23 protein-coding genes are annotated in these 22954 nt (G+C 67.1%); 9 read left to right on the top strand and 14 right to left on the bottom strand.

The features are described from left to right. Positions 1-29: 29 nt before the first annotated feature. Positions 30-227 carry a YdcH family protein gene (locus tag C3E99_RS04710; protein ID WP_076074743.1) on the bottom strand — a complete coding sequence of 66 codons (198 nt, stop codon included), beginning with the start codon at positions 225-227 and terminating at the stop codon, positions 30-32. 125 nt (positions 228-352) lie between these two features. Between C3E99_RS04710 and C3E99_RS04705 the strand changes: the two genes are divergently transcribed. After that, a complete protein-coding gene (locus tag C3E99_RS04705) occupies positions 353-511 on the top strand; it encodes a YdcH family protein (RefSeq protein ID WP_076074740.1) in 159 nt (52 codons plus the stop codon). A gap of 50 nt (positions 512-561) precedes the next feature. Here the strand turns inward: C3E99_RS04705 and C3E99_RS04700 are convergent, their stop codons facing one another. The 3 genes from C3E99_RS04700 to C3E99_RS04690 form a co-directional block, all read right to left on the bottom strand. Further along, complete coding sequence (locus C3E99_RS04700) at positions 562-954, bottom strand: PilZ domain-containing protein (protein WP_104959471.1); 393 nt, start codon at positions 952-954, stop codon at positions 562-564. A 94-nt stretch (positions 955-1048) separates the two neighbouring features. After that, positions 1049-1510 carry an RNA polymerase-binding protein DksA gene (dksA, locus tag C3E99_RS04695; protein WP_067106274.1) on the bottom strand — a complete coding sequence of 154 codons (462 nt, stop codon included), beginning with the start codon at positions 1508-1510 and terminating at the stop codon, positions 1049-1051. Between the two features lie 680 nt (positions 1511-2190). Further along, positions 2191-3282, bottom strand: coding sequence for a hypothetical protein (locus C3E99_RS04690; RefSeq protein ID WP_199775065.1), 1092 nt, complete (start codon positions 3280-3282; stop codon positions 2191-2193). 172 nt (positions 3283-3454) lie between these two features. Here C3E99_RS04690 and serS point away from each other — a divergent pair, with 172 nt between their 5' ends. From serS to C3E99_RS04655, 7 genes are all read left to right on the top strand, one after another. After that, positions 3455-4735: a serine--tRNA ligase gene (gene serS / locus C3E99_RS04685; RefSeq protein WP_076074735.1), complete on the top strand. Its 1281-nt coding sequence runs from the start codon at positions 3455-3457 to the stop codon at positions 4733-4735. A gap of 53 nt (positions 4736-4788) precedes the next feature. Then, the gene (gene surE, locus C3E99_RS04680; protein WP_076074732.1) at positions 4789-5553 is read left to right on the top strand and encodes a 5'/3'-nucleotidase SurE; all 765 of its coding nucleotides are present in this window, start codon (positions 4789-4791) and stop codon (positions 5551-5553) included. Between the two features lie 695 nt (positions 5554-6248). Further along, on the top strand, positions 6249-7262 hold the full coding sequence (locus C3E99_RS04675) for a M23 family metallopeptidase (RefSeq protein WP_076074729.1): 1014 nt from the start codon (positions 6249-6251) through the stop codon (positions 7260-7262). 6 nt (positions 7263-7268) lie between these two features. Then, the gene (locus C3E99_RS04670) at positions 7269-8321 is read left to right on the top strand and encodes a potassium channel family protein (RefSeq protein ID WP_067106266.1); all 1053 of its coding nucleotides are present in this window, start codon (positions 7269-7271) and stop codon (positions 8319-8321) included. A gap of 199 nt (positions 8322-8520) precedes the next feature. Next, on the top strand, positions 8521-10827 hold the full coding sequence (locus tag C3E99_RS04665) for a catecholate siderophore receptor Fiu (RefSeq protein WP_104959470.1): 2307 nt from the start codon (positions 8521-8523) through the stop codon (positions 10825-10827). A gap of 74 nt (positions 10828-10901) precedes the next feature. Then, positions 10902-11579 (top strand): Fe2+-dependent dioxygenase, encoded by a 678-nt coding sequence (locus tag C3E99_RS04660; RefSeq protein ID WP_067106262.1) that lies wholly within the window; start codon positions 10902-10904, stop codon positions 11577-11579. A 28-nt stretch (positions 11580-11607) separates the two neighbouring features. Further along, positions 11608-12306 carry an energy transducer TonB gene (locus tag C3E99_RS04655; protein WP_234002604.1) on the top strand — a complete coding sequence of 233 codons (699 nt, stop codon included), beginning with the start codon at positions 11608-11610 and terminating at the stop codon, positions 12304-12306. A gap of 4 nt (positions 12307-12310) precedes the next feature. Here the strand turns inward: C3E99_RS04655 and C3E99_RS04650 are convergent, their stop codons facing one another. The 6 genes from C3E99_RS04650 to C3E99_RS04625 all read right to left on the bottom strand — a co-directional run bounded on the left by C3E99_RS04650 (position 12311) and on the right by C3E99_RS04625 (position 17628). Then, entirely contained in the window at positions 12311-13177 is an 867-nt protein-coding gene (locus C3E99_RS04650; RefSeq protein WP_076074725.1) for an FAD:protein FMN transferase, read from the bottom strand. A gap of 92 nt (positions 13178-13269) precedes the next feature. Then, positions 13270-14103, bottom strand: a complete 834-nt coding sequence (locus C3E99_RS04645; RefSeq protein WP_067106260.1) for a DUF4198 domain-containing protein — start codon at positions 14101-14103, stop codon at positions 13270-13272. 16 nt (positions 14104-14119) lie between these two features. Further along, positions 14120-14644 (bottom strand): DUF2271 domain-containing protein, encoded by a 525-nt coding sequence (locus C3E99_RS04640; protein ID WP_067106258.1) that lies wholly within the window; start codon positions 14642-14644, stop codon positions 14120-14122. Between the two features lie 13 nt (positions 14645-14657). Beyond that, positions 14658-15311, bottom strand: coding sequence for a PepSY-associated TM helix domain-containing protein (locus C3E99_RS04635; RefSeq protein ID WP_067106256.1), 654 nt, complete (start codon positions 15309-15311; stop codon positions 14658-14660). Between the two features lie 263 nt (positions 15312-15574). Continuing rightward, positions 15575-17125: a catalase gene (locus C3E99_RS04630; protein WP_067106253.1), complete on the bottom strand. Its 1551-nt coding sequence runs from the start codon at positions 17123-17125 to the stop codon at positions 15575-15577. Between the two features lie 152 nt (positions 17126-17277). Further along, positions 17278-17628, bottom strand: coding sequence for a DUF2200 domain-containing protein (locus C3E99_RS04625; protein WP_076074722.1), 351 nt, complete (start codon positions 17626-17628; stop codon positions 17278-17280). On the opposite strand from C3E99_RS04625, the gene C3E99_RS04620 reads away from it, so the two are divergent. Then, positions 17617-18015, top strand: coding sequence for a hypothetical protein (locus C3E99_RS04620; RefSeq protein ID WP_158682110.1), 399 nt, complete (start codon positions 17617-17619; stop codon positions 18013-18015). The genes C3E99_RS04625 and C3E99_RS04620 overlap by 12 nt on opposite strands. 10 nt (positions 18016-18025) lie before the next feature. Here C3E99_RS04620 and C3E99_RS04615 read toward each other — a convergent pair whose 3' ends face one another. The 4 genes from C3E99_RS04615 to C3E99_RS04600 are packed head-to-tail and all read right to left on the bottom strand — an operon-like array spanning position 18026 to position 22945. Then, positions 18026-19204, bottom strand: a complete 1179-nt coding sequence (locus C3E99_RS04615; protein ID WP_076074720.1) for a dipeptidase — start codon at positions 19202-19204, stop codon at positions 18026-18028. After that, a complete protein-coding gene (locus C3E99_RS04610) occupies positions 19201-20778 on the bottom strand; it encodes a serine hydrolase (RefSeq protein WP_076074719.1) in 1578 nt (525 codons plus the stop codon). Before C3E99_RS04610 ends, C3E99_RS04615 begins: the two co-directional genes overlap by 4 nt. After that, complete coding sequence (locus C3E99_RS04605; protein WP_076074717.1) at positions 20775-21908, bottom strand: YkvI family membrane protein; 1134 nt, start codon at positions 21906-21908, stop codon at positions 20775-20777. The genes C3E99_RS04610 and C3E99_RS04605 overlap by 4 nt, the downstream gene beginning before the upstream one ends. After that, positions 21905-22945, bottom strand: a complete 1041-nt coding sequence (locus C3E99_RS04600) for a DUF1611 domain-containing protein (protein ID WP_076074716.1) — start codon at positions 22943-22945, stop codon at positions 21905-21907. Before C3E99_RS04600 ends, C3E99_RS04605 begins: the two co-directional genes overlap by 4 nt. Positions 22946-22954 lie beyond the last annotated feature (9 nt).

Here is a 22954-nt window from a genome sequence, read left to right as displayed (position 1 = left end):
ACCATCTTTCCGGCGCGCGACCGGACGGATCAGGCGATGATGTCGGGCAGAAGCTGATCCTCGCACCATGCGATCTCGTCCCGCAGCCGCAGCTTGTGCTTCTTCATCCGGGCGAGCTGGAGCTGGTCGGGAACCGCCGCCGCGGCGAGCGCGATGATCGCCGCATCGAGGTCGCGATGCTCGGTTCGAAGCCGTTCGAGGCGCTGGGCGATGTCTTCCGGATTCACGCCCGTCTCCTGCCACGGCCACCGCTGGTCCGCAACGGGGACCGGCCGGCCGAATCGTCACGACTTTCGGGGCAATTCATGTTTTACTCGGCCCTGCCCACCCGATTCGAAAAGGAGAAGGCCTCATGAGCACATCGCACCTTTCTGCCCTGAAGTCCCGTCACGCGGACCTCGACGCGAAAATTGCGAATGAAGAACGGCGCCCATCGCCCGATGCGGCCCTGCTGGCGCAGATGAAAAAGCAGAAGCTGAAAATCAAGGAAGAGATGCTCGCGTTCGATTGAGCGAGCCCCCGACTGCTACCGCCGGCTGATGCCTTCCATCGCGAAGCGCGTCAGCGCGGGCGGTAGAAAGGCCCCCGGTTGAGCGCTGAAATGTGCGGGGGAACCTCCATTTTGCGAACCACCTGACGGCGCACCGCCTGCGGATCGACCGGCCGGTCGAACGCGACGCCGAACTTGCCGTCGCCGATCCAGACGATCCGCCCCGGCACCGGGCCGATGTTGCGCAGATCGACTTCGACCGCCCCGCCCTGTTCAAGCCCCCTGATCCGGCCCTGCACCTCGGCGAGCATGCCGCCCGCCGACAGGTTGCGGACGCGGACGAGCACCGTATCGGACGCCCCCGCGAATTGCAGCCGCGCCTGCATGAACAGGCTGTCGCGGTCGGCGCTTCGCGACAGCGCCGCCACTTCCTCGTCGACCGATGTGTGTTCGTGGGATTCCATGCGACCCGTTCCCCCGTTTGATTCAGGGGATGAATCTAGGCAGCAGCCCTTGCGATATTGTAAATGGCGCCGACGCCTTTCGGCCCCGCCGCAATCAATCCTCGCGCGAAATGCGCTCGTTGCGCTCGTGGCGCTCCTGCGCTTCCAGCGTCATCGTCGCGATCGGGCGCGCCTGAAGCCGCGCGAGCGAGATGGGTTCGCCGGTGACCGCGCAATAGCCATATTCGCCTTCGTCGATGCGGCGGATCGCGGCGTCGATCTTGGCGATCAGCTTGCGCTGGCGGTCGCGGGTCCGCAGTTCGATCGCCCAGTCGGTCTCGCTCGACGCGCGGTCGGCAAGATCGGGCTCGCGCAGCGGACCGTCCTGCAGATGCGCCAGCGTCGATTCGGCTTCGGAAAGGATCGACTTCTTCCAGGCGAGCAGGAGGCCGCGGAAATAATCCTGCTGCCGTTCGTTCATGAACGGCTCGTCCTCGTTGGGGACATAATCCGAATCGAGATTGGACCTGGCTTCGCGGAGGGCGTCGGCGCCAACATCGGCAATCTTGGTCGGCATAAGGGGCTCTCGCGTCCTTTCCTGTCGCCTTGCCGCCGAAATGGCGGTCCAAGGAATGCGCCGCGCCTATAACCAGCCGCAGGTTGGGACACAAGCGCCAAGGACCGATAGGCAGCCCCGGGTGAAGCGCCGCTGAACCGGTCCGACGCTCTCCACAAGCCCACCGCGCCCACCCATTCGATCGCCCGGCCGTTTACCAATGGACATGATTCGGTAAAAATCGTGCTGTTTTGGGACAAAGTAGCGCTTTAGAGTTGATTTCGATCCCATTTTCCCGCTCTCGGACAGGCAAACGCGGTTAACGCAATTGCCGTGTTCACAAAGCATTGGCCTTTTGCTCTTAGTGAAAGGCGCAATCGGTGCCGGCGGCAGCGCTGGGGGCACCTGCAACGGGAAAAGAGAGAGAAACCTATGTCTGTCCGAATGGCCCTCGCAAAGCTTTGTGCCTGCACATGCGGCGGCGCGATCATCGGCACCGGCGCGATGCAGGTCGCCGACGTGCCGCGAGCGAAGGCGCAGACGGTGCAGAACTGCTGCACCAAGAAAGTGGTGCGCAAGCGGCACGTGGCGCGCAAGCCGGTGAAGCGCGTCCGCCGCGTGGTCACGACGAAGCGGATCATCCGCACCGCCACCCCGCAGACGCAGGTGGTGACGCAGACGGTTCCGCTGCCCCCCATCCCCTATGCGCCCTTCCCGCAGCGCGGCGGCTTCGAAGGCGGCGGCGGCGGCGGTGGAGTCACCGTGATCGGCGGCGGCTTCGGCGGCGGTTTCGGCGGCGGCTTCTTCGGGGGTTTCTTCGGCGGCAGCAGCGGCGGCGGGAGCAGCGGCAGCGTCGTCATTACCTCGACAACCACGGGCGGTCTCAGCTCGACCACCAGCAGCACCTCGGGCGGGGTTTCCACTTCGACCGGCGGGGTCAGCACCTCGACCTCGACGGGTGGCGTCAGCACGTCGACCGGCGGCGTTTCGACTTCGACGGGCGGCGTCTCAACCTCGACGGGTGGCGTGTCGACCTCGACGGGCGGGGTCAGCACTTCGACCGGCGGCGTTTCGACCTCGTCGGGCAACGTCAGTTCCTCCTCTTCGAGCAGCAGCAGTTCCTCTTCGTCGAGCAGCAGTTCGTCCTCCTCGTCGTCGAGTTCCTCCTCGTCGGGCGGCGGCAGCTCGTCGAAGGGCGGAAGCTCGCACGGCGGGTCGTCACGCGGCGGCAGCTCGCATGGCAGTTCGTCCCACGGCGGATCGTCGCATGGAAGCTCGTCGAAGGGCGGAAGCTCGCACGGCAGCTCGGGCTGGGGCGGCTCGTCGGGCGGATCGGGCGGTTCGGGCAGCAGCTCGTCGAGCAGCAGTTCTTCCTCTTCGTCGTCTTCCTCGTCGTCGAGCGGTTCGAGCGGCGCGTCGACCTCGACCGGCGGCGCATCCTCGTCGTCGAGCAGTTCTTCCTCCTCGTCGTCCTCGTCGAGCAGCAGTTCGTCGAGCGGCGCGACCTCGTCGGGCGCGACGGGCGGCAGCAGCAGCTTCGGCGGATCGACGGGCAGCTCGTCATCCTCGTCGAGCAGCAGCTCCTCGTCGTCGTCGAGCAGTTCCTCTTCTTCGAGCTCCTCGTCATCGTCGAGTTCGGGCGGCAGCACGAGCAGCGGGTCGTCGGGCGATCCGACCCCGGTGCCGGCACCGCCGATGATGCTGCTGTTCGGCGCCGCCGCCGCGGCGCTGGTGATGCGCCGCCGTGCGGCCAACCGCGACGGCGACGACAGCGAAGCGGCGTAACGGGCCACTGGCGGCAGACGGCCTCGCGCCGGATGCCGAATGATGGGGGCCGTCCCTTGGGGCGGCCCCCTTTTTCGTGGCGGTCATGATTTCGGCCCCGGGATCGCCCTGCGTCATCATTGCGAGCGGAGGGGCGAACACAGGCTTGCACCGCCCGCTCCGCGCCGCCATAGCGCGGCCATGCACGATATCCGCCTGATCCGGGACGACCCCGCCGCGTTCGACGCGGGCCTCGCGCGCCGCGGCCTTGCCCCCCTGTCCGAAATCATCCTGGCCGCCGACGCCGCGCTGCGCGCGTTGCAGACCGACATGCAGGCCGCGCTCGCGCGCCGCAACGAGGCGTCGAAGGCGATCGGCCAGGCGATGGCGCAGGGCGACACGGCCACCGCCGAAACGCTGAAGGCAGAGGTCGCGGCGCTGAAGCAGTCGCTCCCCGAACAGGAAGCCGCCGAGCGCGCGCAGCTTGCCGCATTGCAGGACAGCCTCGCCGCGCTCCCCAACCTGCCCGCCGCCGACGTTCCCGACGGCGAGGACGAGGAAGGCAATGTCGAGATTTCGCGGTGGGGCACCCCGCGTACCTTCGCCTTCACGCCGCGCGAGCATGCCGATTTCGCCCCCGCGCTCGGCCTCGATTTCGAGACCGCGGCGCGGATGTCGGGTGCCCGCTTCGCCTTTCTGAAAGGGTCGATGGCGCGGCTCGAACGCGCGCTCGGCCAGTATATGCTCGACCGGCAGACCGGCGAGGCGGGCTATCGCGAATGCGCGACGCCGCTGCTGGTGCGCGACGAGGCGGCATTCGGCACCGCGCAGCTTCCCAAGTTCCGCGAGGACCTGTTCCAGACCACCGACGGCCGCTGGCTGATCTCGACGTCGGAGATGAGCCTGACGAACGCGGTGCGCGAGGAGATATTGCCCGAGGCCGACCTGCCGCTGCGCATGACCGCCCTCACCCCCTGCTTCCGGTCCGAGGCGGGCGCGGCGGGGCGCGACACGCGCGGCTATATCCGCCAGCACCAGTTCTGGAAGGTCGAGCTGGTGTCGGTCACCCGCCCGGAGGACAGCGACGCCGAACTCGAACGCAAGACGCGCGCCGCCGAGGCGATCCTCGAGGCGCTCGAGCTGCCCTATCGCCGGATGCTGCTGTGCGCGGGCGACATGGGCTTTTCGGCGCGCAAGACCTATGACCTCGAAGTGTGGCTGCCCGGCCAGGGCGCCTACCGCGAGATTTCGAGCTGCTCCAACTGCGGCGATTTCCAGGCGCGGCGCATGAACACCCGCTTTCGCCGCGAGGGCGCGAAGGGCAACGAGTTCGTCCACACGCTCAACGGCTCGGGGCTGGCGGTCGGGCGCACGCTGGTCGCGATCCTCGAAAATTATCAGCTGGAGGACGGCAGCGTCGATATTCCCGCGGCGCTGTTGCCTTACATGGGTGGGGTCACGCGGCTGACACCCATCACCTGACTACCCTCGTCACCCGGCCTTGGGCCGGGTGACGAAAAGAGAAAGAAACCAAGGTGCGCATCCTCCTCACCAACGACGACGGTTATCATGCCCCCGGCATGGCGGTGCTCGAAGCGATCGCACGGCAGCTTTCGGACGATATCTGGGTCTGCGCCCCGTCGGAGGAGCAGTCGGGCGCCGGCCATTCGCTGACGCTGTCCTATCCGGTGCGCGTCCGCCAGCATGGCGAGCGGCGCTGGTCGTGCACCGGCACCCCGACCGATTCGGTGATGATCGCGATCGGCAAGCTGATGCCCGAAAAGCCCGACCTGATCCTGTCGGGGGTCAACCGCGGCGCCAATCTGGGCGACGACATCACCTATTCGGGCACGGTGTCGGCGGCAATCGAGGGGGCGCTGGCCGGCATCCCGGCGATCGCGCTGAGCCAGGTCTATGCGCGCGAAGGCATGGGCGACACCGTTCCCTTCGGCGCGGCCGAGGCGTGGGGGGCGAAGGTTCTGGCGCCCCTGCTCGCGATGCGGATGGCGCCGCGGACGCTGATCAACGTCAACTTCCCGGCCGTCCCCGCCGACGCGGTGCGCGGGATCCGCGTCGTCCGGCAGGGCTTCCACGACTATAGCCGCGGCTCGATCGTCGAGGGCGTCGATCCGCGCGGCTACACCTACTACTGGTTCGGGCTGCACGGCATCGAGCATTCGCTGGGCGCCGACAGCGACCTCGAGGCGATCGACGCCGGCTATATTTCGGTGACGCCGCTGCAACTCGACCTGACCCACGACGCCTCGCTCGCTGCGTTGCGGAGCGCCTACCAGGGCTGAGCGGAAGAGAGGCGATGCCGATCCGACGCTTGATACATTGGCACGATCGCTCTTGAATATAACACATCGTGTCCCCGCGCAGGCGGGGGCCTATGGCTGTGGGGATTCGGGTTTCGGCACGGTTTTCCCTTCCGCCGCCCTGACCTTGTTTGGCAATGATCCCTTTTCGACAAGTCACCGTTCCCCGGCGAAAGCCGGGGTCCAGGTGGGGCAGCGCCGCCTCGCATGGACCCCGGCTTTTGCCGGGGAACAGTTCCTGATTTGCCTGAAGGACATATGCGCCAACTTGTTTCAGAGCCTGCCCCGGACCCGATCAGAGGGTCCATGGTCCCCCCTCGCCTGAAAGTCGGCACAGAAGGGAAGGTTCGGCCATGAATGCTGAACGAGTTCAGTATGACGGACGAGGCAGCGCGCCGAACGCCGACTCCCCATAGACCATAGAGCGTCTTGACGCCGACGCCGGCTTTGCTTTGCGCTGGGCTCCCGCCTCCGCGGGAGCACACGAGTATTTTCGCGATCCGCTTCGCTGAAACGGGCGTCCCATGCCCTCCGATCGCTCAGTTTCTGTTCCGAAATGAAACAGATGGCTGGTGTTCGCTGCCTGGCTTTGGCAAGGAAGCGGTGTGGGGGCGCTTATTCACCGTATCGGGCCGCTTGTGGGCGCGGCATTGCTGGGCGGCTGTATTCCAGCGGCCATGTCGCCGACGCCGCGCGCGACCGCACCGGTAGCCAGCGCGTCGGCGCCGTCTACCGCGCGTGACGATTTCGAACGGCGCTCGCTGGGCGAGGTCGTTGGCGGCGACGCGCGGCAGACCTGGACGCTGAAACCCGTCACCGCCGACGCGCGCGCGGTCACGGCCGGCACCTATACCGTGCGGCCGGGCGATACGCTGCGCGCGATCGGCGCGATGACGGGCGCGGGTTCGGAGGCGATCGCGATGGAGAACGACCTCGCGCCGCCCTACACGCTGCATCCCGGCCAGACGCTCCGCGTTCCCGCGGGCCTCTATCATCGCGTCGCGGCGGGGGAGACGGGCATCGGCATCGCACAGGCCTACGGTGTCGACTGGGGGGAGGTCGTCACGATCAACGCGCTCGGCGAACCCTATATCCTGCGCGTCGGCCAGCGGCTGCGCTTGCCGGCCGAGGCACGGGCCCAATCGCCGCGTGCCGTCGACGTGGCGGCACGCGCGGCATCCTTCACGCTCGACATCGACGACATCGCGACGGGCAGCCAGCCCGCGCTCGCCGAAAGCGGGCGCCCTGCAGCGGCCAGCGCGGTGCCAAAACACCCGGTGACGACGGCAATCGCGGCGCCGGCCGCCTTTTCCGGCCGCTTCCGTTGGCCGCTCGCCGGTCCGGTCATCGCCCGCTTCGGTCCGCTGGCGCCCGGCAAGGTCAACGATGGCATCAACATCGCCGCGGCGCAGGGGACGCCGATCCACGCCGCGGCGGACGGCGTCGTCGCCTATGCCGGCGACGAGATCGCCGTCTATGGCGGCCTGATCCTGATCGACCACGGCGGCGGCTGGATGAGCGCCTATGGCCACGCAGGCGAAATCGCGGTGCAGCGTGGGCAGGCGGTGAAGGCCGGCACCGTGATCGGCCGCGCCGGCGCGAGCGGCCAGGTCCAGTCGCCGCAACTCCATTTCCAGCTCAGGAAGAATCGGTTACCTGTCGATCCGATGAAGCAGTTGCCGCCCCGATAGCCGCCGATGGCCAGACGACTACCCCGGAGCGTCCAGCGCCAGTTCGACGTCCTGCGCCGCGCGACCCGCTGGCCGATCTGGGCCGACTTGGTCACGCGGCTGGGTGTCGCCTTCCTGCTGATCGGGATCGCGGTGGCGATCCACTGGGTCGGGCGCGACGGGCTGGTCGATCACGAGGACGGTGCCATCAGCTTCCTCGATGTCGTCTATTTCACGATGATCTCGGTCACCACCACCGGCTTCGGCGACATCACCCCGGTGTCCGACCGGGCGCGGCTGGTCGAGGCGGTGGTGGTCACGCCGATCCGCATCGCCGTGCTCTTCATCTTCGTCGGCACCGCCTATCAATTCGTCCTCAAACGCACATGGGAAAAATGGCGCATGGCCCGCATCCAGGCAAAGCTCACCAACCATATCGTCGTTCTCGGCTTCGGCGTCAGCGGCAGCGAAGCCGTCAAGGAACTGATCGTGCGCGGCACCGATCCGTCGAAGATCGTCGTCATCGACCCGGCGCGCGGGCGCGTCGCCGCCGCCGAGCACATGGGCTGCAACGTGATGGAGGGCGACGCGTCGAACGACGACACGCTGCTGCACATCCGCATCAACGAAGCGAAGAGCGTGCTCGTTTCCGCCGGGCGCGACGACACATCGATCCTGATCGTGCTCACCGTGCGCCATCTCGCGCCGCACGTTCCGATCAGCGTCGTCATCCGCACCCAGGACAATGAATTGCTCGCGCGGCAGGCGGGCGCCAACAACGTCATCAACCCGGTCAGCTTCACCGGCCTGCTGCTCGCGGGGTCGGCCGAGGGCGCGCATGTTGCCGACTATATGGCCGACCTCGCGGCTGCCGGCGGCCGGGTGCAGCTGAGCGAGCGCCGGGTCAGCCCCGAGGAGATCGGCCGCGGCCTCGACACGCTCGCCAGCGGCGGGCGCGGCCTGCGCCTCTATCGCGGCGGCAAGCCCTACGGCTTCTGGGAACCCGAAGCCCAGGCGCTGCAGGCGGGCGACCTGGTGGTCGAGGTCGTCCCCTGCAAGGACAGCGAAGCGCAGGCGTAGCCCGCCCGACGCGCGACAATCCCCGTATACTACTGCGTCGCGGTTTCAATTTGCCGCATGGCGGAAAGCCCATGAACCGCCTGCAACGGCGCCTTGGCGCGCAAAATGCCGACGGAATGTAAAAAGGCGCTTGCTTTTCTCGCGAATGACTCGCAATAGCGCGCCATTATTTCCATCATGGATCAAAAAGGGGGCATGAATGTCATTCTTGCGTTTGCGTGAATCACTGGCGGCAGCGGCGCCGGCCTATCTGGCTCTGGGTTGCTTCGGCCTCGCCGTTTCGCCCGCGGCCGCCCAGGACAACGGATCGGAAGCGAAGGCGCCGCGGCTCGGTGGGGTCACCGTGACCGACACCGCGATCGACGACGAAGGCTATAAGGTCGACCGTCCGTCCTCGCCGAAATTCACGCAGCCGCTGCGCGACACGCCCCAGACGATCCAGGTGATCGACAAGCAGCTGTTCAACGAACAGGGGGCGACGACGCTGACCGAGGTGCTGCGCAACAGCCCCGGCGTCGGTACCTTCTATGCCGGCGAGAACGGCAATACGACGAGCGGCGACGCGATCCGCATGCGCGGCTTCGACACGTCGAACAGCATCTTCGTCGACGGCATCCGCGATCTGGGCTCGATCTCGCGCGACATCTTCAACACCGAAGCGGTCGAGGTTCAGAAAGGACCGGCGGGCACCGACAATGGCCGCACCGCACCGACGGGCGCGATCAACATGGTGTCGAAGCGGGCGTCGCTCGAAAGCGCGCTGTCGGGCACGCTTTCGGTCGGCGTCGACGGGCAGAAGCGCGTGACGGCCGACGTCAACCAGACGCTGGGCGACCAGAGCAACAGCGCGTTGCGGCTGAATGTCCTGTGGCAGGACAGCGATGTTCCCGGCCGCGATCATGTCGAGAACCAGCGGCTCGGTCTCGCCGCCTCGCTCGGCTTCGGTCTCGAAACCGCGACCCGCGCCTGGCTCAATCTGCTCTATGTCGATCAGGACAATATTCCCGACGGCTATGTCCCGACGATCGCCCTCCCCGGATGGCAGCCCCAGTCCGGACAGGAAGCGCTGGCCGGCCATCCCGTCGATTCAAGGAATTTCTACGGCACGCGCAAGGATCATGACGACGTCAGGGCGCAGATGGCGACATTCATCGTCGAACATGATTTCTCCGACAATGTGCGGCTGTCCAACGTCGCGCGCTGGGGCGAGACCAGGCAGGATTATCTGCTGACCGCATTCATGTCGACGAACGCCAACATCGTCGGCGATCCTGCGAATCCCAACGACCTGTCCGCCTATACGATGACGCGCGGCAACCCCACGATCCGCGATGCGCGAAACCGCATCCTGACCGACCAGCTCAACCTGCGGGCCGATTTCGCGACCGGGGCGATCGAGCATAATCTGAGCGTCGGTGCCGAGATCACCAGCGAAAAGCAGATCACCTACGGCCACAGTTCCTCGGGCACCCTGCCGGTCGCCAATCTCTACGATCCCGACTGGAACGACACGAGCAACTACACCCATTCGCGCAACGGCACCGCTTCGCGGGGCAAGACGAATACGCTGGCCTTCTATGCCTTCGACACCGCGAAATTCTTCGACGGGCTCTTGCTGGTGACCGGCGGCATTCGCCTCGATCATTACAAGACGACCTATGTCAGCACGGCCGTCTGCAACAACGGAACCGGCCGCGGCGCCGTGCCCTGCGGTACCGCGCCCGTAGGCTCGATCGTGACCACCGCCGACCTGACGGCCAAGGACACGCTGTTCAACTGGAAGCTGGGAGCGGTGCTGAAGCCCAGCGAGCCCGTCAGCCTCTATGTGAACTATGCGCTGTCGCAGCAGCCCCCGGGCGGCGACAACTTCACCCTGGCCACTGGCAACAGCGCCAACAACCCGGACTTCGCTCCCCAAAAGGCCAAGACGATCGAGGCCGGCGTCAAGCTGGACGCACTGGACGGCGCACTCGCCTTCAACGCGGCGGTGTTCCAGACCAAGGTGCTGAACGAGGTCAACGCCGCCGACCCGTCCGACATCCAGAGCGGATCGAAGCGCGTGCGGGGCTTCGAACTGTCGGTCGTGGGCAACATCACCGACGACTGGTCGATCTCCGCCGGATACGGGCATCAGAAGACCAAGGTCACGAACGGCGGCGCGGTCGCCGTCGACGGCAGCACCGGCCTGACCTACGCCCCCGACGACAGCTTCTCGTCATGGACCAGCTATCGCGCGCCCTTCGGGCTCGAGATTGCCGGCGGCGTCCGCTACACCAGCGGAATGCGGCGCGGAACCGACGGCGCGGCCGGCACGCCGCCCCGCACCCAGGGCTACACGGTCGTCGACGCGCTGCTGGGCTATGCGGTCAACGACAATGTCACGCTGCGGGTGAATGCCTATAACCTGTTCGACAAACATTATGTCGCGGCGATCAACAAGAGCGGCTATCGCTACACGCCGGGGCAGCCGCAAACCTTCCTGTTCAGCGCCGACTTCCGTTTCTAGGTCGGCGCGGAACGGGCCTGGGCGGGGGACGTGGCGCGCCCCCGCCTTCGCCGTTTGAAAGGATCTGGATCGGCATGTTGCTGCATATTCCGAACATCCTGTCGGCCGAGGAGGTGGCGGCGGTCCGCGCCCGGCTCGACGACGCCGAGTGGACCGACGGGCGCGAGACGGTCGGAGCGCAGGGTGCCCGCGTCAAGCGCAACGAGCAATTGCCCGATAACCTGCCGCTGAAGGCCGAACTGGGAGCCACGGTGCTCGCCGCGCTGCAGCGATCGCCGCTGTTCTTCGCCGCCGCGCTGCCGCGCAAGATCCTGCCGCCGCGCTTCAACCGCTATGCGGGCGGCGGCGAATATGGTTTCCACGTCGACGGTGCGGTGATGCGTCTGGGAGAGGGCGAACATCTGCGGTCGGACCTGTCCTGCACCCTCTTCCTCAACGATCCGACCGACTATGAGGGCGGCGCGCTGGTCATCAGCGATACTTATGGCGAGCATCGCGTCGCGCTGCCAGCGGGGGACGCCATTCTCTATCCTTCGAGCAGCCTGCACCGCGTCGAACCGGTGACACGCGGCGCGCGCATCGCATCCTTTTTCTGGATTCAAAGCCTGGTGCGGGACGAAAGCCTGCGGCGAATGCTTCTCGAACTGGATACGGCGATCCAGAAACTCACCCTCGATGGGGCCGATAATGATGCTGTCCTTCAACTCACCTGCGTCTACCACAACCTGCTGCGACGCTGGTCGGAAACCTGAACGCGAGGCCCGAGAGCGCTTCGCCGCCGTGCCCCTGCCCCGGTCCGTCCGCCCGGTCGAGGCGGCCGGAGGGCCCGGCGGCGCCGTGCATCGCTATGGCGAGGCATCGCGCCCCAACCCGATCGCCGCCGGACTGGCGCTGTTGCTGACCGCGGTGCTGATCGCCGCGCTCGTCCACAGCGGGATTCGCCACGCGCACACGAAGGCGACCAGGCTGGCGGTGGTCAACCTGTCGATGGCGCCGCCGCCGCCACCGCCCGCACCCGCCGAGACGCCGCCGCCGCCGCAGCCGCGCGCCACCATGCCGCAGCCGCTGGTCGTGCTGCCCAATCCCCGGCCGTTGCAGATTGCGGTTCCCGACCCCGAACCGGCCGCGCCGATCGCGGTTTCCGTTCCGGCCGCTCCCCCGGCGCCGCCCGCTCCGCCGGCACCGCCGTCGACGATCCAGGCCGACGACCTTGCGACGCGCATGCTGTCGGGGCCTCCGCCGCGCTATCCGACCGAAAGTCGCCGCCACCGCGAGCAGGGAACGGTGCTTCTGTCGGTGACGCTGGGCGTCGACGGATCCGTCGCGGCGATCAGCGTTGCGCGAACCAGCGGCTTTCAGCGCCTGGACGAAGCCGCGCTGCGCGCGGTGCGGAAATGGCGCTGGGCGCCGACCATCCGCAACGGCGAAGCCGTGCGCGTCAAGGGCGTCGTCGAAATCCCCTTCATCCTGCGCGGATAGGGTATCAATCGAGCATCGCGCGCCACGCGCGCGACACATATTCGCGCTCGTCCGCGATCAGGCAGGCAGCGAGCCCGTGGGCGTCGGCCATGTCGAGCGCCGCCGCCGGCCCGGCGACGGTCAGCGCGGTCGCCCAGCCATCGGCCATCATGCAACTGCGATGGATCACCGTCGCCGACGTTATGCCGTTGCGGATCGGCAGACCGGTGCGCGGATCGAAGCTGTGCGAGTAGCGGCGGCCCTCTATCTCCAGACCACGCCGATAATCACCCGACGTCGCCACCGACAGGTCGTGCAGCGCAATGCGCCAGGGCAGCCCGTTCCAACCGGGCGGCGGCTCGACATCGACCCACCATGGATGACCGTTGGGCCTGATCCCCTCGCCCCGCAGTTCGCCCCCCACCTCGATCAGGAAATGGCGTACGCCGGCGTCGCGCAGCCGCTCGGCCGCGAGGTCGACGCCATAGCCCTTGGCGATGCCTGACAAATCGAGCGATGCGCCCTCCTCGCGGCGCAGCTTCCCGGCCTGCCGGTCGAAGGCGATGCCGCCGCGCGGCGCGGCGATCGAGGGGTCCGGGCGCGCCGCCACCGGCCCCGCGCTGCCGAAACCCCACGCCTCGGTCAGGCGCCCCAGTCCCGGATCGAAAGCGCCGCCGCTGGCGTCGGCGATGGCGAGCGCCGCCTCGACGACCTGTAGCAGTTCGGAAGGGACCGCCTGCCACGCCCCGGCCGGGGCGCGGTTGAAGCGCGACAGGTCGGAGTCCGGCTCCCACTGGCTCATCTGCGCGACGACGAGATCGAGCGCGCGCTGGACGACGGCCGCCGCATCGCGCGGCGGCGCGACGGCCTGCAGGCTCCAGTCGGTCCCCATGCTGGTTCCCGAAAAGCGCTCGATCCCCGCCGGCGCATCGCGCTTCGCAAAGGCGGCGGGGGTCAGCGCCCGCGGGATGAGGACGCGGTCGTTCAGGGCGCCATCACCTCGAGCGTCGTGACATAGCTCGCCCGGCGCTGCGGCTGGGCCGGCGCCGCGCCCTCTTCGCCCTGCTCGGCACGCGGCGTGGTGACGTTGACCCAATAGAGGCCCGCCTCGGGCCACGTCACCGTGACGCGGCCGTCGGCACCGGTCGTCAGGTCGATCTGACCGAGCTGGTCGCGATAGCGGATGCCGCCGGGGATCACGGTCACCGTCAGGCCCGCCGCGGGCTTGCCGTCGAGCAGGAACTGGAAGGTCGCCGCCTCGCCCGCATAAAGGTCGTTCGGATGCGTCACCGGGACCAGTTCGATCCCCTTGCCGGTCGTCTGGAACACCGTCGTCGTCGGTTCGCCGACGGTGACGAAAATCTCGTTGCGGTTGTTCGATTCCGCCGTCCGCACATTGGTCGCGCCGGCGGGCAGCCGCTCGGCAAGGTTGGCGGTGGTGGTGCCGCGCGGCAGGCGCTCGGTCTTGCCGTTCAGGTCATAGCTGCCCATCAGCGCGTCCGACGCGGTTCCGATCTTCCACGTCCCCTTCTGCGTCAGATGGACGTCGAACGTGCTGCGATAGCGGCCGGTCGAACCATGCTCGATCTGCGCCTCGCTGCCGTCGGGCGCCCAGGCCTTGATCCCGTCGAGCCGCAGCGGCTGGTGCTCGAAATAGAAGAGGTCGTTCGACACCGCCGCATCGACCGTGACCCAGACGTCATCGCCCGACAGCACGGTCGCCGACGGCATCATCCACTGCCGATGCGCGCTTGCCGGCGTCACGGCCAGCGCCGACAAGGCGATCGTCGCCGCCAGTCCCAGGATTCGCTTCTTCATCGTTCGCCCTTTCGTATCAACGGAATGAGATGGAGACGGCGCCCAGCTCGCTGGTGCCCGCGGCGCGGCCGCCCGCGCCCGCCTTCGCCGGCCAGGTGAAGGGGATGCGCAGCAGCTCGCGCCCCCCGACCTCGCGCGCCGCCTCTATGACCAGCGTATATTGCCCCGGCACCGTCGCGCCGAGCTGCGCGCGCGAAAAGCTGACCTTGTGCGTCCCGGGTGCACGCGTCGCGCCAGTGACGCCGTTCGCGGGAAAGGTCATCGAGCGGCCCGACACGCGCCACCACTGGCGAACGTCGCGGAGCCATTTCGTGCCCTCGCCATTCTTCATGTCGTAATCGTACCAGACCGCGACCGTCTTGGCCGGGGCCCCCTCCTTCTCCACCCAGATGGCGACATAGGGCCGATGATATTCGGCGACCTTGAGCCGCGGGATGGTGACGGTCACGTCCATCGTGCCCGGCGCGGCGGCCAGCGCCGGGGCCGCGAGTACGGCTGACAGCGTTCCGCCGATCAGGATCGTCCGCATGGGTGAAGTCATGGCTGTTGCCCTCCTAGTGAATAGAGACGATGGCGATTGCGGCGGGGATCGCAAGCCCGGCCGCGACGATCGGCCAGGTCGATCTGCGCTTGGCCGCGTGAAGCTGAAGCAGGAACAGCCCGGTGATCGCGAAGACCAGGCAGGCGAAGGCGAAGATGTCGATGAACAGGCTCCACGCGCCGCCCGAATTGCGCCCCTTGTGCAGGTCGTTGAGGTAGGAGATCCAGCCGCGGTCGGTAATCTCCGCGCTGACAGCACCGGTGGCGCGGTCGATCGCGACCCAGGCGTCGCCGCCCGGACGCGGCGCGGGCAGATAGACTTCGCCGTCCGACCATTCGGCATCGGCCGACACCTTGACGGGGAAATGCGCCTCGACCCACGCGGCGACGGACGGGGGCAGCGGCGCCTTTTCATCCGCCTCGCCGGCGGGGGCCGCCCTGGCGAGCTGATCGAGCAGCGGGGGGGGCAATTGCGCCGTCCGCGCCGACACCTGCGGCGCCGCCTCGATATCGGCGGCATGGTTCAGCGTGAAGCCGGTGACCGCGAACAGCAGCAGCCCGATCAGACAGATCGCCGAGCTCATCCAGTGCCACGTGTGAAGCTGTTTCAGCCAAAAAGCCTTGCGCCCGCGCTTCGGACCGGCTTGACGTGACGATGATCGGGACATGATAGGCGAAAGGTTCCGTTGCACAGCGCGATGGCAGTCGCCCTATCCAGAACGATTCTCAATAGCAACAGAGAGATTGTCGCAAATCCTCTCAAATTCCGCGAAATGAGGCCGGTCAACTTCGATAGCTGTCCGCTGCTGGCGGCCGGAAGGATCACCGTCTTTGTGAGGAGCCGTAGGCGTCGGAGCGACCTCCAGCCATCGGCTTGCCTTGCCGATGGCCGGAGATCGCTTGCCCGGCCGGCGTCGGAGGACGGCTTCGGTCAGCCCCCGATCGTTGCAGCCTGACGCCGCGAATTCTGCGGCGGCGTTTCGGGCTCGGCCGGCAATTCGGCCGCAGGCCGGACGGTCATCCCCAGCGCCGCGGCGACGCCGGCCCCATAGGCGGGGTCGCAGCGGGTGCAATTGTCGATGTGCCGCTGCTTGATGAAGGCCGGCGCATCGCCCATCGCCCGCGCCGTATTGTCGAACAGCACCTGCTGTTGCTCCGGGCGCATCTGCTGGAACAGCTTGCGCGGCTGGGTGAAATAATCATCGTCGTCGTCGCGGAAATTCCAGTGCGCCGCGTCGCCGCTGATGCGCAGCGGCGGTTCGCCATAGTCGGGCTGCTGCTGCCACTGGCCGAAGCTGTTCGGCTCGTAATGCGGGCGGCTGCCGTAATTGCCGTCGACCCGTCCCGCGCCGTCGCGCTGGTTGCTCATCACCGGGCAGCGCGCGGCGTTGACCGGAATCTGGTGATAGTTGACCCCGAGCCGGTAACGCTGGGCATCGGCATAGTTGAACAGGCGCGCCTGCAGCATCCGGTCGGGCGACACGCCGATTCCCGGCACCAGGTTTGACGGCGCGAAAGCGCTCTGTTCGACATCGGCGAAGAAATTGTCCGGATTGCGGTTGAGTTCGAACTCACCGACCTCGATCAGCGGATAGTCCGCCTTGTACCACACTTTGGTCAGGTCGAAGGGGTGGAAGCGATAGGTCTCGGCATCGGCCTCCGGCATGATCTGGACATACATCGTCCATTTCGGGAAATCGCCGCGCTCGATCGCCTCGTACAGGTCGCGCTGGTGCGATTCGCGGTCGCCGCCGACCAGCGCCGCCGCCTCCGCATCGGTCAGGTTCGCGATGCCCTGCTGGGTCCTGAAGTGGAACTTGACCCAGAAGCGCTCGCCCGCCTCGTTCCAGAAGCTGTAGGTGTGGCTGCCGAAACCGTGCATGTGGCGATAGCTTTTCGGGATGCCGCGGTCGGACATCACGACGGTCACCTGGTGGAACGCCTCGGGCAGCAGCGTCCAGAAATCCCAGTTGTTGGTGGCGCTGCGCATGTTGGTGCGCGGGTCGCGCTTCACCGCCTTGTTGAGGTCGGGGAATTTGCGCGGGTCGCGCAGGAAGAAGACCGGGGTGTTGTTCCCCACCATGTCCCAATTGCCTTCCTCGGTGTAGAATTTCAGCGCGAAGCCGCGGATGTCGCGCTCGGCGTCGGCCGCGCCGCGCTCGCCCGCGACGGTGGTGAAGCGCGCGAACATCTCGGTCTTCTTGCCCACTTCGCTGAAGATTTTCGCGCGGGTGTAGCGGCTGATGTCGTGAGTCACGGTGAAGGTGCCGAAGGCGCCCGAACCCTTGGCGTGCATGCGCCGCTCCGGGATCACCTCACGCACGAAATTGGCGAGTTTCTCGTTGAGCCACACGTCCTGGGCGAGCAACGGGCCGCGCGGGCCGGCGGTCAGGCTGTCCTGATTGTCGGGCACGGGCGCGCCGAATGCCGTCGTCAGATGGGAAACCGGGCACTGGCCGGCGTCGGGATGCGTCTTGGTCATGGCAGTTCCTCCTCTCGAAATGGCGATACCCCCTGTTAGACCGGCAAGCTCAATTCATCAGCTTCATAAAAATCGTCATTCTCATCGAAAAAGTCGATCAAGATTGATCGCAACGCAAGGTAAGGCTGATGAACCCGGGCAGTTCCTTCGAACTATCCGCGCAGGATTTTCGCCATGGCCTTCCCGCGGGCCAGTTCGTCGACGAGCTTGTCGAGATAACGGATCTCCCGCATCGTCGACTCCTGAATCTCTTCGAGACGAACGCCGCAAATCACGCCCGTAACCAGCGATCGCAAGGGATTCATTCGAGGCGCCTGGGCGAAGAAATCCTCGAAGCTCGTCTGCTTCGCCAGTCGATCGTCCAGCGCCTTCTGGCTGTATCCCGTCAGCCAACGGATGATCTCGTCCACCTCGGCCCTGGTGCGCCCCTTTTTCTCCGCCTTGGCGATATAGTGGGGATAAACGCTCGCGACGCTGACCGAATAGATGCGATGCTTCGCCATGCGTCCTCCTCCGTCGCCATGAGCCGCGCGCCGGCTGCGCCGACCGATCATAGCATGAGAGGGAGGTTTGACCGCTATGGTGAACTCGGCCTGCTCTATGTCGATCTCGACATCGCCTTACCGGACGGAGAACGGTCGAATGGCCGGAAGCGGGCTTCGTCCGCGTCCGGCCACGAAGCGGGAATGGCGCACGGCTGCCGCCGCGCCAAATGCGGGCGCCTATCGGAACTTGAAACTCATGTTGACGCCATAGGTCACGGGCATGCCGGCAAACCGGATCACCGCATCTCCGCGCCGCGCCCGCCGACTTATGGCAAGACCTGGACGGGCAAGATCGCGCTGGCGTCGGCGCTGTTCAAGCAACCGCGACCACGGCCCGAAAAATAACCGCCGGCGGCTACTTCCCCTGTGTGGCCAGGACGCGCAGGATGTTGCCGCTCCACATCTTCTCGATATCGGCGTCCGAATAGCCTGCCTGCTTCAGCCGTTCGGTGACCTTCGGCAGCGCCGAAATATCCTCGATCCCCTTCAGCCCGCCGCCGCCGTCCCAGTCAGCTCCGAAGCAGACATGATCGACGCCGCCGACCTCGATCGCGCGCAGCACCATCTTCATATAATCCTCGAAGTCCGCCGCCCACATCGTTTCGGTCTTGTCGAGTTCGCGCCACTGGCGCGTCAGTTCGGCCTGCGCTTCGGGGGCCAGTTCGCCGATCCGCTCATAGTCGGCGAACAGCTTCGCGCGCGGCGGCGACATCTTCATCTCCGACATGTAGATGGTCGAGATGCACATCGCGCCGCCCTTCGCCGCAAGCGCCTTCAGCCGCCCCTCGTCGAGGTTGCGCGGGTGATTATGCGCCGAACGCAGGCTCGAATGCGAAAGCAGGATCGGATATTTCGACAGCGCGAGCAGTTGATCGAAGGTTGCATCGGACGAATGGCTCGCGTCGATGACGATACCGAGCCGGTTCATCTCGGCCACCCACTTTTCGCCGAGCGGGCTGAGGCCGTTCCAGCGCGGCTTGTCGGTCGCGCTGTCGGCGAACTGGTTGTTGAGCCCGTGCACCGGCCCCGCGAGACGCACGCCCTTGTCGTAGAACTCGCTGAGCAGCGACAGGTCCTCGCCCAGCGGATAGCTGTTCTCTATCGACTTGAAGGCGATCAGCTTGCCTTCCCTGTCGAGCCGCCGCGCATCGTCGGCGGTGCGCGCCGCGCCGATGGCGCCGCTGTTGGCGGCGATCATCCGGTCGATGCTGTCCGAACGCTTGCGAGCGTGCGCGAGCGCGGCGGCATAGCCCGCCGCGGTCAGCGGTCCCTGATCGGTGTAGATGGCGAAGAAGCCGCCATCGAGATTGCCGTCCTTCATCCGCGGGATGTCGAGTTGCGACAGGTCGGTCGCGAGGATGTGGCGGTCGGCGAAATTCCATCCCTGCCGATCGAAATGGAGCGGCGTGTCGAGGTGGGTGTCGAGCACGAGCATCCGGCTGTGCAGCGGTGCCTCGGCGGCCTTCGGCTTGTCGCCGCCGGTCGAACAGGCGGCGAGCGCGGTCGCGCCGAGCAGAATGGCGATGCGTTTCACTTCTTGTCCTCCACAGGCTTCAGGTCGAGGTCGTGATAGTCCCAACTGAAATCGGCGATCTGGCTGACCGCTTTCATCGTCACCCCGGTCACCTTGCCCCCGGCATCGAGCGCGAAGGTGACATAGGCGGGCTCTATCGCCGGATCGTCGAAATCGGTGACAAAGCTGTCATACTGCCAATGCTTGAGGCGCCCCGCCATCCGCGGCGTCGAGGTGAAGTCGATGCTCAGCCCCTTCGCGCCCGCCCCGATCACGACGTCGCCATACCAGGGATCGCGGTAGCGCCCCGCATAGCCCGCGAGCGGCAGCGACGGGCCCGATTTGGCGGGCGACGCCTTCGCCTGCTTGAGATATTCGACCCCACCCGCGAGCCGCGCCTGATACCAATCCTCCCATTTCCGGGTCCAGCCATAGTCGGGCTGGTCCAGATAATGGTCTAGCAGTTCGTAGGTCAGGCCGAGCAGCATGCCGCTGTCCTCGCTGTTCATCATGATCGCGAAACCGACATTCTTGTCGGGGATCATCACGACGCGGGTGATCGACCCGAAAACGCCGCCGCTATGCTGGATGATGCGGTGGCCGCGATAGTCCTGCACCTGCCAGCCGAGCGCATAGGCCTGCTGCGTCGGCTGCGCGGGTTTCAGCGTATCGGGCAGCGGGGTGATCGGCATCGGTGTCACCGGCGCCCACATCTCGGCCGCCTGCTTCTCGCTGAACAATCGCTTGCCGTCGGGGAGCGCGCCGTGCGCGAGCTGGATATTGAGCCACGCCGCCATATCTTCGGCGCTGAGCGCGAGGCCGCCCGCGGGCGCGCCGTTGCGGCCGAGCTCGTCGCGCTCGTCGAGCGCCTGCTGCGGCCCGATCCCGCGCAGCACGCCCGACAGGCGCGCGTGCGGCCAGCTCCGGTTCGCGATGCGGAAGCGGTCTTCGCTGTCGCTCGTCGCATTCTTCATGCCGCCCGCGCGCAGCACGCGCTCGCGGGTGAAATCCTCCCAGGTCTGACCAGTGACCTCCTCGATCAACTGCCCCGCGACCGCATAGAGGATATTGTCATAGGCATAGGCCGAACGGAAGCTCGTCCGGGGCTTGAGGAACGCGACGCGTTCGGCGGTCTGCCTGCGGGTCAGGCTGGTGCGCGGCACGAACATCAGGTCGCCCTGCCCCAGTCCCAGTCCGCTGCGGTGGACGAGCAGGTCGCGGATCGTGATCTCGCGCGTTACCCACGGGTCGTACATCCGGAACCACGGCATATGCTCGATCACCGGGTCGTCCCACCCGATCCGACCTTCGTCGACGAGCACCGCGAGCGCCGCGGCGGTCATCGCCTTGCCGGTCGATCCGGTCTGGAAGATCGTCTGACCGTCGATGGGCGCGCTCTCGCCGAGCTTGCGAACGCCCCAGCCGCGCGCGAGCGTGGTCCTGCCGTCCTCGACGATCGCGATCGAGACGCCGGGCGCGCCGACCTTCTGCCGCAGCACCTCGACGCTTTCGCCAATGTCGGCGGGCGGGTCGGCCCAGACGGGCGCGGCCGCCGACAGCAGCAGCGACAGGGCAAGCAGGCGAACGGGTTTCATGGCAAGACCTCCCTTCGAGGAGCAGACGACGGACGCAGCAGGCGCCAGGTGCCGAGAGTGATGAGCGGCACGACAAAGACGGCGAGAAACAGCCAGGCGAGGAAGCGGTATCCGCTGGCGATGAGCTCGACGAGGCCGATCTCGCCCGCGACGAACATGCAGCCGGTCAGGATCACCGCGCCGATCAGCGCCCGCGCGCCGGCGCCGAGCGCAGGCCGACCCCGGCTCTCGACCGCGCCCGAGATACGCTCGTTGATCGCGTGCACCGCGCCCGCGCCACTTTCGAGCAGCGCCGCGAGGATCATCATCTGGAACAGGATGTGAAAGCCCGGCACCTTCATCTGGCGCAGCAGGAAATCGGACGGCAGGGTCTCTGCCCCGATCGCGGGATAGAAGGCGATCATCGCGACGAAGAAGAGGATCGCCGGCAGCATCGACAGCGGCCCCGCGATCAGCCCCGCGACGACCGCGTCGCGCTGGCTGGTCAGATGTCGCAGCACCGGCAGGATAACCACCGCGCCGACGATATTGTAGCTCGCATAGGTGATGCCCCCCGCCATCCAGCCTGCCGATGGCGGCGGCGCGGCGGCGAACCCCTGCCCGATCAGCCCGCCGAAGCTGGCGAGCGCAAGGATCAGGAACAGGCCGTAGACGGTATAGAGAAGGATCGAGACATATTTGAACATCTGCTCGACGGCGCCCGTCCCCCAGGCGGTGACCGCGACGATCGCCACCGCCAGCAGCGCCGATCCCGCCCATTCGGGCCAGCCGAAGGTGGCGGCGCCGATCGCCGCCGCCGCCGCGCCGAACACTGCGAGGATCAAGATGACGAAGACGATATAGGCCGCCTCGAACGCGACCCAGGCGGGGCCGAGAAGCCCCTTGAAGAAGGCGCGATAATCATATGCGCCGAGTTGGCGCGCGAGCGCGAAGGTCAGCGCGGCGATGACGCTCCAGATGCCGGTCGCGAGCAGCATCGCGGCGAGCCCGCCCCACGGCCCCGAGGGCACGAAATATTCGGCAAGCTCGCGCCCCGTCGCATAGCCGCCGCCGATGATGACGGCTTTCAGCGCGAAGCCAGGGAGCAGGAAGCGCTGGAACCAGTTGGGGTTCGCCGCGCCCGCCGTCATGCGAGAATGGCGTCCACGAGCGCGGCGAAGCCCGGACCGCCGCGGATCGGGTCGGCGACCGGCAGGCCGAGCCGGTTGCGCTCGGCCGCCATCAGCGCTTCGGCGCCGTCGGCGTCGAAGATCGAGGTGTTGAGGCTGACACCGCCGCAGCGGATCGCGGGATTGGTGCGGCTGCCGAGCCGGACTGTCAGGTCGATCACCTCCTCGATGCTCGGCAGGGCGAAATTCTCCATTCCCAGGATCACCTTGCGGGTCGGGTCGTGGCAGACGACGAACACGTCGGGCTGGCTGCCGTGCAGCAGGCCGAGCGACACCGCGGCATAGGCGGGGTTGAAGATCGATCCCTGCCCCTCGATCAGGTCCCAATGGTCGTCGGGCGCGTCGGGGCTGAGCATTTCCGCCGCCCCGGCCTCGAAATCCGAAACCACCGCGTCCATCGGCACGCCGCCGCCGGCGATCATGATGCCGGTCTGGCCGGTGGCGCGAAAGTCGGCGTCGATGCCGCGTTCGCGAAAGGCCCGGTGCAGCGCCAGCGCGGTATATTTCTTGCCGAGCGCGCAATCGGTGCCGACGGTGAGCAGCCGCTTGCCGCTGCGCTTGCGCCCGTTGCCGATGGGGATCGTCGGCGGCGGGGTGCGGACGTCGATCAGCCGCCGCCCGGTCCGCCGGGCGGCCTCGACGAGCGCGGGAACGCTCGTCAGCCTGGTGTGCAGGCCGCTGACGATGTCGAGCCCGGCCTCCATCGCCTCGACCAGCACCGCCACCCACGTATCGCCGATGACGCCCCCCTGGTTCGCAACGCCGATCACCAGCGACCGGGCCCCGGCCGCGCGGGCATCGGCGGGCGACAGGCGCGGCAGGCCGGTGCTGACCGTGCAGCCGGGCGCCGACCATTCGCCGACGCAGCGGTCCGCGGCCCAGTCGGCGAGGCCGAAGGCGGTCTTGGCATAGCCCGCCTCGGTCGTATCGCCGAGGAACAGGAGATAGGGTTGCGGCAGTGTCAGGCTGTCGGCCAGCCTGCCGAGGGGGGCATTCATCTTTTTCAC

The sequence above is a fragment of the Sphingopyxis sp. MG genome, assembly GCF_002953155.1.
Classification (GTDB): Bacteria; Pseudomonadota; Alphaproteobacteria; order Sphingomonadales; family Sphingomonadaceae; genus Sphingopyxis; species Sphingopyxis granuli.
Note: the sequence above shows the minus strand (reverse complement) of the source record. Positions and strands in the feature narration are given on the sequence as shown.

Bases quoted from the DNA above. Each gene is read 5' to 3' on its own strand.
- C3E99_RS04705 (WP_076074740.1), top strand. From the start codon at position 353: ATGAGCACATCGCACCTTTCTGCCCTGAAGTCCCGTCACGCGGACCTC.
- C3E99_RS04700 (WP_104959471.1), bottom strand. From the start codon at position 954: ATGGAATCCCACGAACACACATCGGTCGACGAGGAAGTGGCGGCGCTG.
- dksA (WP_067106274.1), bottom strand. From the start codon at position 1,510: ATGCCGACCAAGATTGCCGATGTTGGCGCCGACGCCCTCCGCGAAGCC.
- serS (WP_076074735.1), top strand. From the start codon at position 3,455: ATGCACGATATCCGCCTGATCCGGGACGACCCCGCCGCGTTCGACGCG.
- C3E99_RS04675 (WP_076074729.1), top strand. From the start codon at position 6,249: ATGTCGCCGACGCCGCGCGCGACCGCACCGGTAGCCAGCGCGTCGGCG.
- C3E99_RS04670 (WP_067106266.1), top strand. From the start codon at position 7,269: ATGGCCAGACGACTACCCCGGAGCGTCCAGCGCCAGTTCGACGTCCTG.
- C3E99_RS04665 (WP_104959470.1), top strand. From the start codon at position 8,521: ATGTCATTCTTGCGTTTGCGTGAATCACTGGCGGCAGCGGCGCCGGCC.
- C3E99_RS04660 (WP_067106262.1), top strand. From the start codon at position 10,902: ATGTTGCTGCATATTCCGAACATCCTGTCGGCCGAGGAGGTGGCGGCG.
- C3E99_RS04650 (WP_076074725.1), bottom strand. From the start codon at position 13,177: ATGGGGACCGACTGGAGCCTGCAGGCCGTCGCGCCGCCGCGCGATGCG.
- C3E99_RS04645 (WP_067106260.1), bottom strand. From the start codon at position 14,103: ATGAAGAAGCGAATCCTGGGACTGGCGGCGACGATCGCCTTGTCGGCG.
- C3E99_RS04640 (WP_067106258.1), bottom strand. From the start codon at position 14,644: ATGACTTCACCCATGCGGACGATCCTGATCGGCGGAACGCTGTCAGCC.
- C3E99_RS04635 (WP_067106256.1), bottom strand. From the start codon at position 15,311: ATGTCCCGATCATCGTCACGTCAAGCCGGTCCGAAGCGCGGGCGCAAG.
- C3E99_RS04630 (WP_067106253.1), bottom strand. From the start codon at position 17,125: ATGACCAAGACGCATCCCGACGCCGGCCAGTGCCCGGTTTCCCATCTG.
- C3E99_RS04620 (WP_158682110.1), top strand. From the start codon at position 17,617: ATGCTTCGCCATGCGTCCTCCTCCGTCGCCATGAGCCGCGCGCCGGCT.
- C3E99_RS04625 (WP_076074722.1), bottom strand. From the start codon at position 17,628: ATGGCGAAGCATCGCATCTATTCGGTCAGCGTCGCGAGCGTTTATCCC.
- C3E99_RS04610 (WP_076074719.1), bottom strand. From the start codon at position 20,778: ATGAAACCCGTTCGCCTGCTTGCCCTGTCGCTGCTGCTGTCGGCGGCC.
- C3E99_RS04605 (WP_076074717.1), bottom strand. From the start codon at position 21,908: ATGACGGCGGGCGCGGCGAACCCCAACTGGTTCCAGCGCTTCCTGCTC.
- C3E99_RS04600 (WP_076074716.1), bottom strand. From the start codon at position 22,945: ATGAATGCCCCCCTCGGCAGGCTGGCCGACAGCCTGACACTGCCGCAA.